Source organism: Streptomyces beigongshangae, from assembly GCF_019710745.1.
Lineage (GTDB): Bacteria > Actinomycetota > Actinomycetes > Streptomycetales > Streptomycetaceae > Streptomyces > Streptomyces beigongshangae.
The window spans coordinates 48,174-67,244 of sequence record NZ_JAHKJW010000015.1 but is presented as its reverse complement, the minus strand read 5'-3'; the positions used below and the strand labels follow the sequence as shown (position 1 = coordinate 67,244).

Here is a 19,071-nt window from a genome sequence, read left to right as displayed (position 1 = left end):
GTCTGCGGGTCCTCACCGTTCGTCGTGGTCGCTGTCGCCGCGTACGGCGTCTTCGAGTTCGCTGAGCACCTGTTCCTCCACCAGTTCCGCCAGCGCGGCGACCGTGCGGTGGACCAGGACGTCACGGGGTGTGAGGGCCGTGCCGAAGGCGTCGTTGGCCCGTGAGCTGATGTGCAGGGCGCGCAGGGAGTCGCCGCCGAGGTCGAAGTAGTCGTCCTCGGCGCCGACCGGCGTCTCCAGCGCCTCCTCCCAGAGGGCGGCCAGGACCTCCTCGGCGGGGGTGCGGGGGGCGACGCGTTCCGTCGTCCGCGGGGCCTGCGGCGCGGGCGCGGGCAGGGCGGCCCGGTCGGTCTTGCCGTTCTCGGTGAGCGGGAAGCGCTCCAGGACCACGTACGCCGTGGGGACCATGGGGCCGGGCAGGGCCGCGGCGGCCAGCGCCCGCAGTTCGGCGGCGGCGGGCGGCTCGGTGCCGGGTGCGCCGAGCAGGTGGGCGACCAGCCGCGGCAGGCCGGGCTCGTCCTCCCGTACGCTCACCACGGCGTCCAGCACGGCCGGGTGGCGCACGAGCACGGCCTCGACCTCGCCCGCCTCGATGCGGTGGCCGCGCAGCTTGAGCTGGTGGTCGGTGCGGCCCAGGTAGTGCAGTTCGCCGCGGGCGTCGCGCCGTACGAGGTCGCCGGTGCGGTACATGCGGCTGCCGGGCGGCCCGAACGGGTCGGCGGTGAACCGGCTCGCGGTCAGCCCGGGCCGGCCCAGGTAGCCGCGGGCCAGCGCCGGTCCGCTCAGCCACAGTTCGCCCGCCACGCCGTCGGGGACCGGCCGCCGCCGGGCGTCCAGGACGTAGGCCCCGGTGGCGGGCAGCGGGCGGCCGATGGGCGGGGCGGCGCCGTCCGGCTCCAGGGGGTCCGACCAGGTGGCGACGACGGTGGCCTCGGTCGGCCCGTAGGAGTTGACCAGGCGGTGGTGCGGGGCCCAGCGGGCGACGAGGTCGGCGCCGCACGCGTCGGCGCCCACCGTCAGGGTCTTCAGGTCCGGCAGGGTGCCGGGGGTGTCCGGCGGCAGGGTGGCGAGCGCGGCCGGGGGCAGCAGGGTGTGGGTGATCCGCTCGCCGCGCAGCACCCCGGCCAGTTCGGCGCCGAGCAGCGGGCCGGGCCGCGGTACGACCAGGCGGGCGCCCTGCGGCAGGGACATGCACAGCTCCAGGACCGAGGCGTCGAAGCTGGGCGTGGCGAACGCCAGCACCCGGTCGCCCGGCGCCACCCGGTAGTGCGCGGCCTCGGCGGCGGCGAAGCCCGCCAGGCCCCGGTGGGTGACCACCACGCCCTTGGGGGTGCCGGTGGAGCCGGAGGTGTAGATGACGTAGGCCGGGTCGTCCAGGTCCAGCGGACGGCCGCGGTCGGCGTCGGTGGGCCGGTGGCCGGGTGTGCCGTCCGGTCCGGCCCCGAGCAGGGCGGACACCTCGGCGGCGTCGAGGGTGACGGCGGGCGCCGCGTCCCGCAGCATGAACTCCACCCGCTCCGGCGGGTAGTCGGGGTCCACCGGCAGGAAGGCGGCGCCGGTCTTGGCGACCGCGAGCTGGGCGAGGACCATGTCCGCGGAGCGCGGCAGGACCAGGGCGACGAGGGTGCCGGGGCCCGCGCCGCGGGCGAGGAGCCGGTGCGCCAGCCGGTTGGCCCGCGTCTCCGCCCCGGCGAAGGTCAGGGTCAGGCCGGGCGCGCTCAGTGCCGTGGCCGCCGGGTGGCGGTCCACCGCCGCTTCGACCAGGGCGGGCAGGGTCGCCGGGGTCACCGGTGCGAGCTGCGGGCGGGCGGGGCCGTGCAGCAGCCGGGCCCGCTGCGCGGGCGGCAGGACGTCGATCGCGTCCAGCCGGCCGGTGTCCGCGGCGGCGGCCAGTTCGCCCAGGGTGTGCAGGAGCTGGTCGGCCAGGGAGCGTGCCGTGGCCGCGTCGAAGTGGCGGGGGTCGTGGCCGAGTTCGACGGTGAGCCGCTCGCCGGGTGAGATCACCACGGTGAGGGGGTAGTTGGTGGCCTCCCGGGCGTCGAGGTCGCGCACGTGGACGCCGTGCGCGCCGGCCGTGGCGTCGCCGACCGGGTAGTTCTCGAAGACCAGCAGGCTGTCGAACAGCGGCGTCCCGGCGGGCAGGCCGCTCCACGCCTGGAGGTCGGTCAGGGGGACGTGGTCGAAGCGGCGGTCCTCGGCCCGGGCGGCCTGGGTGTCCCGCAGCCAGGTGCCGGGGTCGGCGGTGCCGTCCACGGCGACCCGGGCGGGCAGGGTGGTGATGAACAGGCCCGTGATGGTGTCGGCGCCCGGCAGGTCGGCGGGCCGCCCGGAGACGGTGGTGCCGAAGCACACCTCCCGTTCGCCGCTCCACCGCGACAGCAGCAGCGCCCAGGCGCCCTGCGCCACGGTGTTGAGGGTCAGGCGGCCCCGGCGGGCGAAGTCCTCCAGGCGCTTGGTCTCCTCCGCTCCCAGCTGCCGGGACAGCCAGGTGCCGGAGCGGGCCGCGGTGTCCTGGGCGGGCCTGCGGTCGTAGGGCAGCGGGGTGGGGGCGGTGAGGTCCCCGAGGACGCTCCGCCAGTGCTCCTCGGCCGGTGCGGTGTCCCGGGCGGCGAGCCAGGCGGCGTAGTCGGCGAACGGGCGGCGCCGCGGCAGCCGGGGCTCCTCGCCCCGGACGAGCGCCGCGTGCGCGGCCATGACGTCGGCCAGGACGTGGAAGACGCTCCAGCCGTCCAGCAGGACGTGGTGGAAGGTCCACACGACCCGCACCCGGTCCGGGCCCAGCCGGACGAGGGCCAGGCGCAGCAGCGGGGCACGGTCCAGGGGCAGGCCGCGGGCCTTGTCCTCGGCGAGCAGCCGCTCCAGTGCCTCCTGCCGCGCGTCCGGGGCCAGGGCGCTCCAGTCGTGCTCGGTGACCGGCAGCACGGCGGTGCGGCGGACGGCCTGGAGCGGGACGGGCACGCCGCTCAGCACCACGGCGGTGCGCAGGACGGGCGTGCGGTCGACCACGTGCTGCCAGGCGGCGGCGAGCAGGCGCGGGTCGCGCGCGCCGTCCACGACGAACGTGATCTGCTCGACGTACAGGCCCTGTCCCGTCCCGTCCAGGCCGTGCACGACCATGCCGGCCTGGGTGGGGGTGAGCGGGTAGAGGTCCTCGACGTCGCGGCCGGTGCCCACCAGCCGGTCGACGGCCGCCTGGTCCAGCGGGACGAGGGGGAAGTCGGACGGGGTGCGCCCGCCGGCGCCGGGCTCGGCGCAGTGCCGTACGAGCTGCCGCAGCTCGTCGACGAGGCCGGCGGCCAGTTCGGCCACCGTGTCCCGCCGGTGCACCTCGCGCGAGTACGACCAGGTGAACTCCAGACGGCCGCCGGCGACCTGCCCGAGGACGTCGAGGAGGTGCGGCCGGTCCGCGGTGCGGTCGATGCCGCCGGCCAGTGAGGCGTACGGGGTGTGCAGCAGGCCGTCCGAGGCGGTGCCGCGGTCCTGCCGGCCCAGGTAGTTGAAGCCGATCTGCGGCAGTTCCGGCAGGCGGAGCCGGTCGCGGCCGGGGTGCAGGTGGCGCAGGGCGCCGTAGCCCAGTCCGCCCCTCGGCACGGCCCGCAGGCACTCCTTGACGGACTTCAGCGCCGCTCCGGTGCCCGCGTCCCGGGGCACGTCCAGCGCGACGGGGAACAGGGTGGTGAACCAGCCGACGGTACGGGCCAGGTCGACGTCGTCGAACAGCTCCTCCCGGCCGTGGCCCTCCAGTGCCACCGTGACGCGGTCCCGGCCGGTCCAGCGGGCCAGGACGCGTCCCAGGGCGTACAGCAGGACGTCGTTGACGCGGGTGCGGTAGACGTCCGGTACGTCCTGGAGCAGCCGCCGGGTCTCGTCGGCGTCCAGGGCCACCGTCACGGTCTCCTCGCACGCGGCGGTGTTGGCCCCGTCGAGGTCGGTGGGCAGGGGTGTGGTGCCGGCGGACAGGGCCTGCCAGTGGGCGAGTTCGTCGTCGAAGCCGCCGGCCGCGGTGCGGTCGGCCAGCCGCCGGGCCCACTCCCGGAAGGAGGTGGTCTTCGGGCCGAGGTCGGCGCGCCGCCCGGCGCGCAGCGCCCGGTAGGCGGCGTCCAGGTCGTCCAGGATCACGCGCCAGGACACCGCGTCCACGACCAGGTGGTGGGCGGCGAGGAGCAGGACCGGCCGCCGGCCGCCGCCGGTCCGGCACAGGGCGGCCCGGAGCAGGGGTCCGCGGGCGAGGTCGAACGCGCCGGACAGGCGGTCGGCGAGTTCCCGCACCGCCGCGTCGCCGCCTGGAGGTCCGCCGTCCGGGAGGCCGCCGTCCGGGAGGCCGCCGTCCGGCAGGTCGTGGACCTCCAGGTGCGGCTCCTCCCCCGGTGCGGTGCCGTACTGGCGCCGGCGTCCGTCGCCGGCCGGCTCGAAGCGCAGGCGCAGCGCGTCGTGGTGGTCCAGGACGGCGGCCAGGGCGGCCCGCAGCAGGCGCTCGTCGGTGTCGGCGGCCAGCTGGAAGGAGACCGTCTGGGTGAGCTGCGCGGGGTCGCCGGCGAGGGTGTCGAACAGCCAGTGCTGGACGGGTGTCAGCGGTACCTCCCCGGTGACCGGGCCCTGTTCCGCCGCGGCCCGCGGGGCCGCCGGCGCTTCGGCCGCGGCGGCCAGTTCGGCCACGGTCTGGTGGCGGAAGAGGTGGCGGGGGGTCAGGGCGAGCCCGGCCCGGCGGGCGGCGGAGACGATCCGGATACCGAGGACGGAGTCGCCGCCGAGCGCGAAGTAGTTGTCCTGCGCGCCCACGTCGGGCACGCCCAGCACCTCGGACCAGATCGCGGCGAGCGTCCGCTCGGCCGCGGTGCGCGGCGGGCGGTCACCGGCCTCGCGCGACGCCGACCACACGGGGTCGGGCAGCGCGCGCCGGTCCAGCTTGCCGGTGGCCCCCAGTGGCAGCCGCTCCAGCGGCACCACGAGCGCGGGGACCAGGTGGTCGGGGAGGGAACGCGCGAGGAAGTCGCGCAGGCCGGCGGGGTCGGGCGATTCGGTGCCGTCGGGGACGGCGTATCCGACGAGGCGCTTGTGGCCGTCGTGCTCGACCACGCGGGCGGCCGCCGCGGACACCCGGGGGTGGCGGGTCAGCGCGGCCTCGACCTCGCCGAGCTCGATGCGGAAGCCGCGGACCTTCACCTGGTCGTCCGAGCGGCCGAGGTAGACCAGGTCGCCGTCGGCCGTCCACCGTACGAGGTCGCCGGTGCGGTACATGCGGCTGCCGGGCGGCCCGAACGGGTCGGCGGGGAAGCGGCTCGCGGTCAGCCCGGGCCGGCCCAGGTAGCCGCGGGCCACCCCGGTCCCGGCCAGGTACAGCTCGCCCGGCACACCGGCGGGCACCGGGCGCAGCCGGTCGTCCAGGACGTGGGCGCGGGCCCCGCCGACGGGCCTGCCGATGGGCGGGACCCGGTCGGGGTCGGCCGGGTCGCAGGTGAAGGCGGTGGCGTAGACGGTGGCCTCGGTGGGGCCGTAGATGTTCATCACCCGGGCGCCGGGCACCGCCGTGCGCACCTCGCGCACGGTCCGTACGGGCAGTGCCTCGCCGGCCAGGACCACGGTGTCGGCGTCGACGCGGACGGTGTCCTCCGCCAGCAGCTGGCCCAGCGCGGAGGGCACCGCGCTGAGGAGTCCCGCCCGCCACGGCTCCGTGCGCTCGGCGAGGGCCAGCAGGTCGCGGACGATCTCGACGCGGCCGCCCGCCAGCAGCGGCGAGAAGATCTCGAACACCGACACGTCGAAGTTGAGCGAGGTGGAGGCCACCACGTGCTCCAGACCGCGCCCGCCGAACCCGGCGGCGGCCCAGTCGGTCAGTGCGAGGACCGACGCCTGGGCGACGACGACTCCCTTGGGCCGGCCGGTCGAGCCGGAGGTGTGGATGACGTAGGCGGGGTGGTCCGGCAGCAGCCTGCCGCGCCGTTCGGCGTCGGTGACGTCGCCGCCGGGCAGGGCGGCCAGGCGTGCGGCGCAGGCGGGGTCGTCCAGGGCGATCCTGGTGAACGGCCCCCGCGGCAGCCGCCCGTTCGTCTCCGCGCAGGTGACGACCGCCTCGGGCCGCACGTCGTCGAAGAGGAAGGCGATGCGCTCGGCCGGATGGCCCGGGTCGACGGGCAGGTAGGCGGCGCCGCTCTTGAGGACCGCCAGCATCGCCACGATCAGGTCCGGGGTGCGCGGCAGGGCGAGCGCGACGAACCGTTCGGGTCCGGCCCCGGCCTCGACGAGCAGCCGGGCCAGCCGGTTGGCGCGCTCGTCGAGCTGCCGGTAGGTGAGCTGTTCCGCGGCCGGGCCGTCGCCGAGCACGGCCGGGGCGTCCGGGGTGCGCGCGACCTGGTCCCGGAACGCCTCGGGCAGGGTGCGGCGGGGGGCCTCGGTCACCGGGCCGCCGAAGCGGTCGAGGAGCCGGCGGCCCTCCTCCTCCGGCATCAGCGGCAGGTCGGCCAGGGCGCGGTCCGGGTCGGTGGCCATCGCGGTCAGCAGCGTGCGCAGGCTCGCGCCGATGCCCTCCACGGTGGCGGCGTCGAAGGCGGCGGGGTCGTAGTCCAGGGTGACCGTCAGGGTGTCGCCGGGCGCGACCACCACGCTGAGCGGGTAGTTGGTGGGCTCCACGTCGCGTTCCTGCTCCATGGCCAGGCCGTGCCGGGCCAGGGCGTCCGCGTCGAACGGGTAGTTCTCGAAGACCACGATGCTGTCGAACAGGGAGGTGCCGCCCGGCACCTCGCTCCAGGTCTGGAGCTGGGCCAGGGAGACGAAGTCGTGGCGCCGGGACTCCGACTGGGCGGCCTGGAGTTCGTCCAGCCAGTCCGCCAGCCGGCGCCGTCCGTCGATCCGTGCCCGGGTGGGCAGGGTGTTGATGAACAGGCCGACCATGGAGGTGACGCCCGGCAGGTCGGCGGGGCGGCCGGAGACGGTGGTGCCGAACACCACGTCGTCCCCGCCGCCGTAGCGGGACAGCAGCAGCGCCCAGGCGCCCTGGAGGACGGTGTTGACGGTCAGGCCGGCCGTCTGCGCCGTCTCCCGCAGCCGCGCCGACACCTCGGCGTCGAGCGTCACCCGCACCGATCCCGAGGACGAGGTGCGGTGCGCCTCGGCGGGCCGCCGGTCGCGCGGCAGTTCGGTGGCGGCGGGGAAACCGGCCAGGGCCTCGCGCCAGTACGCCTCCGCCCGCCCGGTGTCCTGCCGGCCCAGCCAGGCCAGGTAGTCGCCGAAGGGGGCGCGGTCCGGCACGTTCGGCGGGCGCCCGGCGGTGAGCGCCGCGTAGCGCTCGCACACCTCGTCGAAGACCTGGGCCGCGCTCCAGCCGTCGAGCAGCAGGTGGTGGAACGTCCACAGCATCCGTACGCGTTCGGGCGAGAGCCGGATCAGGGTCAGCCGCATCAGCGGGGCCGTCTCCAGGTCGAGGCCGGCCCGCCGGTCCTCGTCGACCAGCCGCGCGAGTTCGCTCCCGCACCACTCCTCGGGCCGGCCGGACCAGTCGTGCCGGGTGACGGGCACGGCCGCCCGCCGCAGCACGGCCTGGAGGGGTTCGGCGGTCTCCCGCCACACCGGGCGGGCGCGCAGCATCGCGTTGGCGTCCACCGTCCGCTGCCACGCCTCGGCCAGGGCCCGCGGGTCGGTGACGCCGGACAGCACCAGCTGCACCTGGTTGACGTAGGTGCGGCTGTCGGGGTCCAGCAGGCTGTGGAACAGCATGCCCGCCTGCATGGGTGTCAGCGGGTACAGGTCCTCGACCGCACGGCCGTCGCCCACGACCCGGTCCACGACCGCCTGGTCGATCCGGACCAGCGGGAAGTCCGACGGCGTACGGCCTCCCGCCGCCGGGTCGGCGCAGTGCGCGACGATCTCCTCCAGGGCCCGCAGCATGGCGTCCGCGAGGCCGGTGACGGTCTCCGCGCGGTGCAGGTGCCGGCTGTGGTGCCAGGTGATCTCCAGTTCGCCGTCCTCGACGCGGGCCACCACGTCGAGCAGGTGCGGGCGCACCGAACCGGGCGCCTCGGCGCCGTCCAGGCCGCCCGGCACGGAGCGCACCAGCGCGCCGCCCCCGGCGGACCAGTCGAAGCGGCCCAGGTAGTTGAAGCTGACGCCGGGCATCGGCGCGTCGGCGAGCCCGCCGTCCGCCGCGAGGTGACGCAGGGCGCCGTGGCCCAGGCCCCGTCCGGGCACGGCCCGCAGCTGCTCCTTGACGGACTTCAGGGCGGTGCCCCAGTCCCCGTCGGGGAGGTCGAGGGCGACGGGGAACAGCGTGGTGAACCAGCCGACCGTACGGGACAGGTCGACGTCGTCGAAGAGCTGGTCCTCGCGGCCGTGGCCCTCCAGACCGAGGGTGACGGTCCGCCGTCCGGTCCATCCGGCGAGCACCCGGCCGAGGGCGGTCAGCAGGACGTCGTCGACGCGGGTGCGGTAGGCGCCGGGCACCCTGCGCAGCAGGTCGTCGGTGCGGCGCCGGTCCAGGCGTACGGTCACCGCGTCCACGTCGGCCATGGTGTTGGGGCCGTCGCCGTCCACCGGCAGGGGTGCGGCACAGTGCCGCGCCACCGTCTCCCAGTGCTCGCGCTGCGCGGCGAACCCGCCCGCCGCGGTGTGCGCGCGCAGGCGCCGCGCCCACTCCTGGACGGAGGTGGTGCGCTCCGGCAGGCGTACCGTCTCCCCGGCCAGGGCCTGTCCGTAGGCGGTGTCCAGGTCCTCCAGCAGGACGCGCCAGGACACACCGTCCACGACCAGGTGGTGCACGACGAGGAGCAGTCGGGCGCCGGTGCCGCCGGCGGTTCCGGTGCCGGTGCCGGTTCCGGTGCCGCCGGCGGTCCCGGTCCCGGTGAACAGGCGGGCCGTGAGCGGCGGGCCGCTCGCCAGGCGGAAGGAGGCGTGCGCCTCGGCCGTCACCCGGGCCTCGGCCGCCGCGGCCTCCGCCGCGCCGAGGCCGCGCAGGTCGTGGACCTCCAGCAGCTCGGGGGGCGTCTCGTCGGCCCCGGGGCACTCCTGGTGCCAGGTGCCGTCGGCGGACCGGGTGAAACGGCAGCGCAGGGCGTCGTGGTGGGCGTACACGGCCGCCAGGGCGCGGCGCAGGGCGACGGGGTCGACGGCGGCGTCGACGTCGCCGTCGGGTGTCTCCACGACGACGGACTGGTTGAAGAACTCCGGCCGCCGCGGCCCGGGGTCGAGGAACCAGTGCTGGATCGGGGTGAGCGGGACCTCGCCGCTCACCGGGCCGGTCCCGGCGACGGGCACGGCGGTGCCGGTGGCCGCGGCGGCGGCCAGGGCGGCGACCGTCGGGTGCCGGAACAGGTCCCGCGGGGTGAGCGCCAGTCCGGCGGCGCGGGCACGGGAGACGACCTGGATGCTGAGGATCGAGTCGCCGCCCAGCATGAAGAAGTTGGCGTCGGCGCCGACCCGTTCCACTCCGAGCAGTTCCGCCCAGATCCCGGCGAGGATCCGCTCGGCCCCGGCGCGCGGCGCGCGGTACCCGGCGTCGCCGGCCGCCGTCCAGTCGGGGGCGGGCAGCCGGCGCCGGTCCACCTTGCCGTTGGCCGTCAGGGGCAGCTCGGCCACGGTGACGAAGGCGGCGGGCACCATGTAGTCGGGCAGTTCGGCGACGACGTGCGCGCGCAGCTCGTCCGCGGACGGCACGGCGGGCGCGGTGGCCGGGACGGTCTGGGCTGTCGGGGCGGTCGGGGCCGCGGGTACGAGGTGGGCGGCCAGCCGCTTGCGTCCGGCGTGCTCGTACACCGAGACCACCGCCTCGGCCACGGCCGGGTGTGCGGTCAGCCGGGCCTCTATCTCGGTGGGTTCGACGCGGAACCCACGGATCTTGACCTGGTCGTCCGCGCGTCCCACGAAGTGCAGCTCGCCGTCGGCGCTCCACCGCACGATGTCGCCGGTGCGGTACATCCGCCCGCCGGGCGGGCCGAACGGATCGGCCGGGTAGCGCGCGGCAGTCGCGCCGGGCCGCCCGGCGTAGCCGCGGGCCAGTCCGGCGCCCGCTATGTACAGCTCCCCCGGCACGCCGGGCGGTTGCGGCTGGAGGGCGTCGTCGAGGACGTACACGCGGGTGTCGTCGAGCGGGCGCCCGATGGGCAGCACCGGCGGCAGCGGGTCACCGGCCCGGAAGGGCCGCCGGGTCGCGAAGGTGGTGGTCTCGGTCGGCCCGTAGCCGTCGACGACGGTGAGGCCGGGGCAGGCGTCGAGCACGCGGCCCACCACCGCGCCCGGCACGGCCTCGCCGCCGGTCCACACCTCACGGGCGCCGCGCAGGCAGGTGGGGTCCTCCTGGGCCAGCAGCCGGAAGAGACCGGCGGTCAGCCACAGGCAGCTCACCCCTCGCTCGGTGATCGCGCGGCGGACGACGGCGGCGTCCACGTCGGCCGGCGGGGCCAGCACGGCCGTCCCGCCGCGCAGCAGCGGCACCCACACCTCGTAGGTGGCGGCGTCGAAGGCGTGCGGGGAGTGCACGAGGACCCGGTCATGCCCGGCGAAGGAGCCGTCGAGGGCGAGCGCCGCGACGTCCCGCTGCCGTACCGCGACGCCCTTGGGGGTGCCGGTGGAGCCGGACGTGAACATCAGGTACTGGACGTTGTCCGGGTGGACCTCCCGCAAGCGCGCGGCCTCCGCGCCCGGGACGGCCACCGCGTCCGTGTCCGGGACGGCCACCGCGTCCGGGACGTCGGTGGCGAGGAGGTCGGCCACGCGCAGCACGGTGCCGCCGGGCAGCGCCTCCTCCGCCGCGGCCTGCCGGCCGCTGTCGGTGAGCAGCAGCCGGGCGCCCGCCTCGGTGAGCATCCTGCGCAGCCGCTCCCGCGGTGCCCGGCCGTCGAGCGGGACGTACACACCGCCGGTGCGGACCAGGGCCAGCTGTACGACCACGAGGCCGGCCGAGCGGTCCATCAGCACACCCACCGGGACCTCGGGCGCCACGCCGAGCGCGGTGAGCCGGGCGGCCAGCCGGGCGGCGCGGGTGTCCAGTTCCCGGTAGGTGAGCCGCTCCACGCCCGTGCCCGTGTCCGTGCCCGTGTCGGTCTCCAGGGCCACGGCGTCCGGCGTGCGCCGCACCTGTGCGGCGAACAGCTCCGCCACGGTGGCCCCGGGCAGGCCGGTGGCCGTGTCGTTCCACTCCTCGACCACCTGACGGCGGCGGGTGTCCGTGAGCAGCGGCAGCCGCGCGGGCGGGCACTGCGGCGTGGCGGCCGTGTTCGCCAGCAGGACGGTGAGGTACTCGACCATGCGCTCGACGGTGTCCGCGTCGAACAGCCGCGGGTCGTAACCGAGCCGCAGCCCCAGCTCGGCGCCCGGATAGGCCACCAGGCTCAGCGGGTAGTTGGTGGTCTCGACGCCGTCCAGGCCCTTCAACCGCAGTCCGTGGGCGGCGGCCAGGTCGTCGTCGACCGGGTAGTTCTCGAAGACGACGATGCTGTCGAACAGGGCCGTGCGCTCCGGGAGCCCGGTGAACGCCTTCATCCGGGTGAGCGGCACGTGGTCGAAGCGGCGGTCCTCGCTCTGCTCCTGCTGGAGGTCGCGCAGCCAGTCGAGCAGGGACCCGTCGTGCGGCACCGTCACCCGGGTGGGCAGGGTGGCGATGAACAGCCCGGTCATGCTGTCGGCGCCCGGCAGCTCGGGGGGCCGCCCGGACACGGTCGTGCCGAACACGACGTCGGCCCGGCGGGCCTGACGGCTCAGCAGCAGGGCCCAGGCGCCCTGCACGAGGGTGTTGAGGGTCAGGCCCGCCGTCCTGGCCAGCTCCTCCAGCGCCCGGGTGACGGCCGCGTCCACGGTGGTGCGGACCGCCGCGGTGGACTCGGCGCGGTGGTTCTCGCGCGGCTCCCGGTCGTACGGCAGCGCGGTGGCCTCGGTCAGGTCGGCCAGGCGGCGGCGCCAGTGCCGTTCTCCTTCCGTCCCGTCGCGGTCGCGCTCGCGCAGCCAGGCCACGTAGTCCCGGAAGGGGCGCCGGTCGGGCAGCGGTCCCCGGCCGGCCGTGGCGTGCCGGGCGAAGACGTCGGACAGCACCTGGAACAGGCTCCAGCCGTCCAGGACCAGGTGGTGGAAGGACCACACCACCCGCACGCCGCCGTCGCGGACCCTGGCGAGCACCAGCCGCTGGAGCGGGGCCCGGTCCAGGTCGATGCCCTGTGCGCGGTCCCGCTCCAGCAGGTCCCGCAGCCGGTGCCCGCGCTCCTCCTCGTCCAGGCCGCGCCAGTCCAGGTGGGTCACGGGCACGGCCGCACGGCGCTGCACCACCAGGAGCGGCTCGGGCACGTCCTGCCAGACGACGCGGCCGCGCAGCACGGGCGTGCGGTCCGTGACGTCCTGCCAGGCCGCGGCGAGCGCGGCCGGGTCGGGCACGCCGTCCAGGTCGAAGGAGAGCTGCTGGAAGTAGACGGCCCGGCCGTCGTGGGAGTCCTGGGAGAGCCCGTGGAAGAGCATGCCGGCCTGGGTGGGGGTGAGCGGGTGGATGTCCTCCACCGCGTCCGCGTCCTCCCCCACGATGCGGTCCACGGCCGCCTGGTCGAGCGGGGCCAGGGGGAAGTCCGAGGGGGTGCGTCCGCCGCTGCCGGGCCGTCCGGCGTGCCGTGCGATGCCGGCCAGCGCGTCGGCGAAGCGGGCGGCCAGACCGGTGACGGTCGCCGTCGTGTGCAGTTCCTCGCAGTGGAACCAGGTGAACTCCAGCGCGTCGCCGTCCAGCCGGCCCACGACCTCCAGCGGGTGCGGGCGCTCGGCCGCGGGGTCGGCGTCGAGTTCCAGCGTGCGGAACGGGCCCGCGTACAGGCCCCCGGTGGTGTCCGGGAGGCCGAACCTGCCCAGGTAGTTGAAGCTGATCTGCGCGCGCGGCGCCCCGGGCAGGACCCCCGGGGCGGCCAGGTACCGCAGGGCGTCGTACCCGACGCCGTGCCGGGGCACCGCCCGCAGCTGCTCCTTGACCTGCTTGAGCACGGCGTCCCAGCCGGCGTCGGGCGGGACGGCCAGGGCGACGGGGTGGCGGGTGGTGAACCAGCCGACGGTACGGCTGGTGTCCGTGTCGGCGAACAGTTCCTCACGGCCGTGCCCCTCGACGTCCACCAGCACCCGCTCGTGCCCGGTCCAGGAGCACAGCACCCGGCCGAGCGCGCTCAGCAGCACGTCGTTGACCCGGGTGCGGTAGGTGTCCGGCAGGGTGCGCAGCAGGGCGGAGGTGTCCTCGGGCGAGAGGCGGACGGTCACCTCGCGGGCGCGGGCGTAGGTGCCGGCGCCCTCGCCGTCGGCGGGCAGGTCCGCCCGGGCGCCGGCGACCGCGCCGGTCCAGTACGCGGTCTCGTCGTCGAAGCCGCCGCCGGCGGCGTGCGCGGACAGGCGCCGGGCCCAGTGCCGCAGCGGTGCCGACTTCGCGGGCAGCGCCGCCTGTCCGTCCCGGCCCTCCCGGCGGGCGCGGTAGGCGCGGTCCAGGTCCTCCAGGAGCACGCGCCAGGACACCCCGTCGACGACCAGGTGGTGGACGGCCAGGTGCAGTACGCGGGAGCGGCCGGGGCCGCGGTCGTGCAGCACGGCGCGCAGCAGCGGGCCGCGGCTCAGGTCGAAGGCGCCGTGGTGGGGGGTGTCGGTGTCCGGGCCGGCGTGGCGGGCCAGGCGGACGCGGGGGGCGCGGTCCTCGACGGCCCAGAGGATGCGCGGCTGCGTACGGGGGCCGGGGGCGCCCGCGTCCTCACCGGTCCCTTCGCCGGTCCGCTCACCGATCCCCTCGCCGGTCTCCCCGGCGCGCGTCCTGGTGTCCGGCCCGGTGTCCGTCCCGCCGTCCGGCCCGGTGGAGAAGCGTGAGCGCAGTGCGTCGTGGTGGGCGACGAGGTCGTTGAGGGCGTCCTCCAACGCCGTCGCGTCCAGGTCGTCCGGGACCTGGAACGACAGGGTCTGGGCGAAACGGCCCGCGCGTCCGGCGGCGCTGTCGAACAGCCAGCGCTGGATGGGGGTCAGCGGCGCGGCACCGGTGGCGGGCACCGCGGCCGGGGCCGCGGGCCGGCGGTCGCCGGCCGCGTCGGCACAGCGGGCGAGCGCGGCGATCGTCTGGTGGCGGTAGACGTCCCGGGAGGTCAGGGTGAGACCCGCCTGACGGGCCTGGGCCACCACCTGGATGCTGAGGATGGAGTCGCCGCCCAGCGTGAAGAAGTTGTCGTCCACCCCGACCCGGTCCACGCGCAGGATCTCCGCCCAGACTGCGGCGAGGACGCGCTCGGTGGGTGTGCGCGGGGCCACGTGGTGCGTGGCGCCCCGCAGGGGCCCGGGGTCCGGGAGGCGGCCCCGGTCCAGCTTGCCGTTGGGGTTGAGGGGCAGGTCTGCCAGGACCACGACGGCCGTCGGCACCATGTAGTCGGGCAGGGTGCGGCCGAGGGCGCGGCGCACCTCCTCGGGCTCGACGCGTGCGCCGGCGGCGGGGACGACATAGCCGACCAGCCGGCGGTGGCCGTCGCTCTCCCGGACCGTGGCCGCCGCCTCCGCCACACCGTCGAGACTGCGCAGCGCCTCCTCCACCTCGCCCAGTTCGATGCGGAAGCCGCGCACCTTGACCTGCTGGTCGGTGCGGCCCAGGTACTCCAGTTCGCCGTCGGTGCTCCAGCGCACCAGGTCGCCGGTGCGGTACATGCGGTCCCCCGGCGGACCGAAGGGATCGGCGACGAACCGGGAGGAGGTCAGCCCCGCGCGTCCCAGGTAGCCGCGCGCCAGCCCGGCGCCGCCGAGGTACAGCTCGCCCGTCACGCCGGGCGGCTGGGGCCGCAGCAGACGGTCCAGCACGTAGGCCCTGGTGCGGGCCACCGGCCTGCCGATCGGCGGGGCCTGGTCCGGTGTCCTGCCGTCCGAGAACCACGCGGTGGCGTAGACCGTGGCCTCGGTCGGGCCGTAGATGTTGGCGACCTCGCAGTCCGGCATGGCCCGCCGCAGCTCGTGCACGGTCTGTGCGGGCAGCGCCTCCCCGGCCAGGACCACCGTGTCGGCCTCGACGGCCGCGCCGCCCTCGGCGAGGGTGCGGGAGAGCACCGACGGCACACCGCTGACCAGTCCGGCCCGCCGGGGCCCGGTGGTGTCGGCCAGGGCGGGCAGGTCGGCGACGACCTCGATGCCGCCGCCCACGAGCAGGGGGCAGATCATCTCGAAGACCGACACGTCGAAGTTCAGCGAGGTGGAGGCCACCACGTGGGACAGCCGCCGGGGGCCGAAGCGCTCCCCCACCCACACCGCGAGCGTGGTGACGCTGCGGTGGGTGACCACGACCCCCTTGGGGCGTCCGGTCGAGCCCGAGGTGTAGATGACGTACGCGGGATGTTCCGGATCGAGGGGCCGCACCCGGTCGGCGTCGGTGAGGTCGTCGGCGTCCGTGAAGTCGTCGGAGGCGGCGTCCTGCGGTAAGCAGTCCTCCAGGAGCAGCGGAGCGCAGTCCCCGGGCAGTGCTCCGGCGGTTTCGCGGGAGGCCACGACCAGGGCGGGGGCGGCGTCGTCCAGCATGAAGCGGATGCGTTCGAGCGGGTAGCCGGGATCCACCGGGAGGTAGCCCGCGCCCGCCTTGAGCACGGCCCACAGCACCGGTACGAGGTCCGCCGTCCGCGGCAGGCACAGCGCCACCAGTGTCTCGGGCCCGACCCCGTGGGCGGCCAGCAGCCGGGCGAGCCGGTTGGCGCGCCGGTTGACCTCGGCGTAGTCCAGACGCTCGGGTCCGCAGACCACGGCGGTCCGGTCGGGTGTCCGTGCCACCTGTGCCTCGAACAGCACGGGCAGCGTACGGACCGGTGCGCGTCCGGTGTCCACGGGCCGCGGGTTCCATGCCTGGAGCAGGGTGCGCCGTTCGTCCTCCGACAGCAGGGGCAGTTCGCCCACCGTGCGGTGCGGTCCGTCCGCCATGCCCTCCAGCAGCCGGTGCAGGTGGCGGCTCATCCGCGCCACCGTCTCCGCCTCGAACAGGTCGGTGTTGTACTCGGCCGTGAGCTCGCAGCCGCCGTCGCCGTCCGGCGTGAACTCCAGCACCAGGTCGAACCGGGCCGCCGGACGGGGCAGCGGATGGGGCTCGATCCGCACGGCGCCGGCCCGCGGCGGGGCGCCCGGGGCGGTCTGCTGCACCACGAGCACCTGCACGAGCGGGGTCCGGCTCGGGTCCCGGGGCGGAGCCAGTTCCTCCACCACCCGGTCGAACGGCACCGACTCGTGGGCGAAGGCGTCCAGCACCGTGGCCCGCATGCTCTCCACGAACCGGTCGACGGTCAGGGCGTCGTCCACCTCGCCGCGCAGTACGACGGTGTTGGCGAAGAACCCGGTCACGTCCTCCAGTTCGCGGCGCCCCCGCCCGGTGGTGACGGTGCCGAAGGCGATGTCACGCTGCCCGGAGTAGCGGGAGAACAGCACCGCCGCCGCCCCGGCGAACAGCGTGAAGACGGTCGTGCCGCGGCCCGCGGCCAGGTGCCGCAGACGGGTGACCAGCTCCGCCGGAAGGCGCCGGCGGTGTGCGGCCCCGGCCGTGGTGCGCACCGCGGGCCGGGGGCGGTCGGTGGGCAGTTCCAGCGGCGGCACACCGGCCAGGTGCCGCTTCCAGTAGGCGAGGTCCTCCGCGTCGCCGTCGCCGGAGCGCTGTTCCCGCTCCCACACGGCGAAGTCCGGGTACTGCACCGCGGGTACGGGCAGTCCGTCCGCCGTGCCGGACACCTCGGAGCGGTACAGCGCCGCCAGGTCACGGGTCAGGATGCCCACGGACCAGCCGTCGGTGACGATGTGGTGCTGGGCCAGCAGCAGCACCCGGTCCCCGTCGCCGCGGCGGACGAGCAGGGCCCGGGTGAGCGGTCCGGCCGCCAGGTCGAAAGGGCGGCCCAGTTCCTCGGTGAGCAGCCGTTCGGCGGCCTCGCCGCGCCGGTCGGCGGGCAGGTGGGTCACGTCGGCGGTGCGCAGCGGGACCTCCGCGTGGGCGTGCACGTGCTGCACGCCCTGGCCGTCCAGGGTGGCGAAGGTCGTGCGCAGGGAGTCGTGTCGGGCGGCCAGCCGGTCCAGGGCGCGGCGCAGCGCCCCGGTGTCCAGCTCGCCGCGCAGCCGCAGCGCCAGGCCGGTGTTGTACTCGGTGCCGCCCGGGGTGAGGTCGTCCAGGAACCACAGGCGGCGCTGGGCGCCGGAGAGCGGCAGCGGCCGGTCGCGGGGGGCGGCCGGGATCGGGTCCGGGGGCGCCGCGGAGGACGACGGCGACCCGGTCAGGCGGGCCAGGGCGGCGACGGTGCGCGCGGTGAACACGTCCCGGACCGACAGCCGGGCGCCGAGTTCCGCACGGATCCGGGCGAGGAGGCGGGCGGCGAGGATCGAGTCGCCGCCCAGCTCGAAGAAGTCGTCCTCGGCGCCGACGGAGCCGACCCCCAGGACGTCCGCCCAGACGCCGGCGAGCGCCCGCTCCTGCGGGGTGCGCGGCGCCACCCGTCCCGCGGCCGCCGCGCGGACGGGCGCGGGCAGGGCGCGGTGGTCGATCTTGTGCTGCGGGGTGAGCGGCAGGGCGTCCAGGACGACCACGGCGGCGGGCACCATGTGCGGCGGCAGGACGGCGGCGGCCACCGTCCTCAGGTCGTCCGGGTCGGGGGTGTGTCCGGGGTCGGCGGGGGTGACGTAGCCGACGAGCCGCCGTCGTCCCGGCTCGTCCTCGCGCACCACGACCACGGCGTCGCGCACGCCGTCGTGGCGGCGCAGCGCCGTCTCGATCTCACCGGGTTCGATGCGGAAGCCGCGCACCTTCACCTGGCGGTCGGCCCGGCCCAGGTACTCCAGTTCGCCGTCCGTGTTCCAGCGCGCCCGGTCACCCGTGCGGTAGAGGCGCGCGCCGGGCGGGCCGAAAGGGCTGGCGACGAAGCGCCCGGCGGTGAGGCCGGGCCGGCCGAGATAGCCGCGGGCCACTCCGGCGCCGCCGACGTACAGTTCGCCCTCGGTCCCGGGCGGCACCGGCCGCATGGCCTCGTCCAGCACGTGCGCCCCGGTGCCGGCGAGGGGCCGGCCGATGCTCGGCGTGCCGCCGCCGGCGGACAGCGGCCCGGTCCAGGAGGCGACGATCGTCGTCTCGGTGGGCCCGTAGGAATTGATCATCCGGCGGCCGGGCGCCCAGCGGTCGACGAGCTCCGCCGGGCACGCCTCGGCCCCCACGATCAGTGTGCTGAACCGGCCCGGACCGATCAGCGCCGGGTCGGGCAGGGTGGCCAGGGCGGCCGGCGGGATCAGCGCGTGGGTGATGCGGTGCTCGTTCACCACGGAGGCGAGTTCGTCGCCCAGCCAGGGGCCGTCGGGCGGCACGACGAGGGTGGCGCCGCACAGGACGGAGATGAACAGCTCCAGCACGGAGGCGTCGAAGCTGGGTGAGGAGAACTGCAGCACGCGGTCGCCGGGGCCCACGGTGTACTGCGCCGCGGCGCCCGCGGCGAACGCGGCGACGCCCCGGTGGGTGACGGTCACGCCCTTGGGCGTTCCCGTCGAGCCCGAGGTGTAGATCACGTACGCGGCGTGGTCGGCGTCCACCCGCGGACGCGGACCCGTGGCGGGCCCGTCCGCCGCCATGACGGCGCGCAGGCCGGCCGGGTCGTCGAGGACGACCGCGGGCGCCGCGTCCCGCAGCATCCACGCGCGCCGCTCCTTTGGGTACTGCGGGTCCACGGGCAGGAAGGCGGCACCGGCCCGCGCCACGGCCAGTTCGGCGGCGATCAGTTCCAGCGAGCGCGGCAGGACCAGCGCCACCGTGCGCTCCGGTCCGGCCCCGCGCCGTACGAGATCGGCGGCCAGGCGGCCGGTCCGCTCCGCGAGCTCCCGGTAGGACCAGGTCCGCCGGCCGTCGGTCACCGCCGGCGCGTCCGGCGTACGGCTCACCCATGCCTCGAACAGGTCGCCGAGCGGCAGCGGCTCCACCGCACCGCTGTCGACGGCGGCGGTGGCGGCGGTGACGTCGTTGCCTGCCCCGGCCGGAGGGGACGTCGGCGCGGGCTCGTTGTGCAGGTCCGTCATGGAGGGGTCCTTCGAAGGCAGTGGCGATGCGGGTGCGCGCGGGCGCGGGGAACCGCCCGGGCGCGCCGGGCCGCGGGAGCGGCCCTGCGGCGCGGGGGA

The 19,071-nt window shown here is 76.4% G+C and carries 1 protein-coding gene; it reads right to left on the bottom strand.

What is annotated here, in order from left to right; translation table 11 throughout:
* Positions 1 to 12: 12 nt before the first annotated feature.
* Positions 13 to 18,972 (bottom strand): non-ribosomal peptide synthetase, encoded by an 18,960-nt coding sequence (locus KM933_RS14190; protein WP_221351969.1) that lies wholly within the window; start codon positions 18,970 to 18,972, stop codon positions 13 to 15.
* Positions 18,973 to 19,071 lie beyond the last annotated feature (99 nt).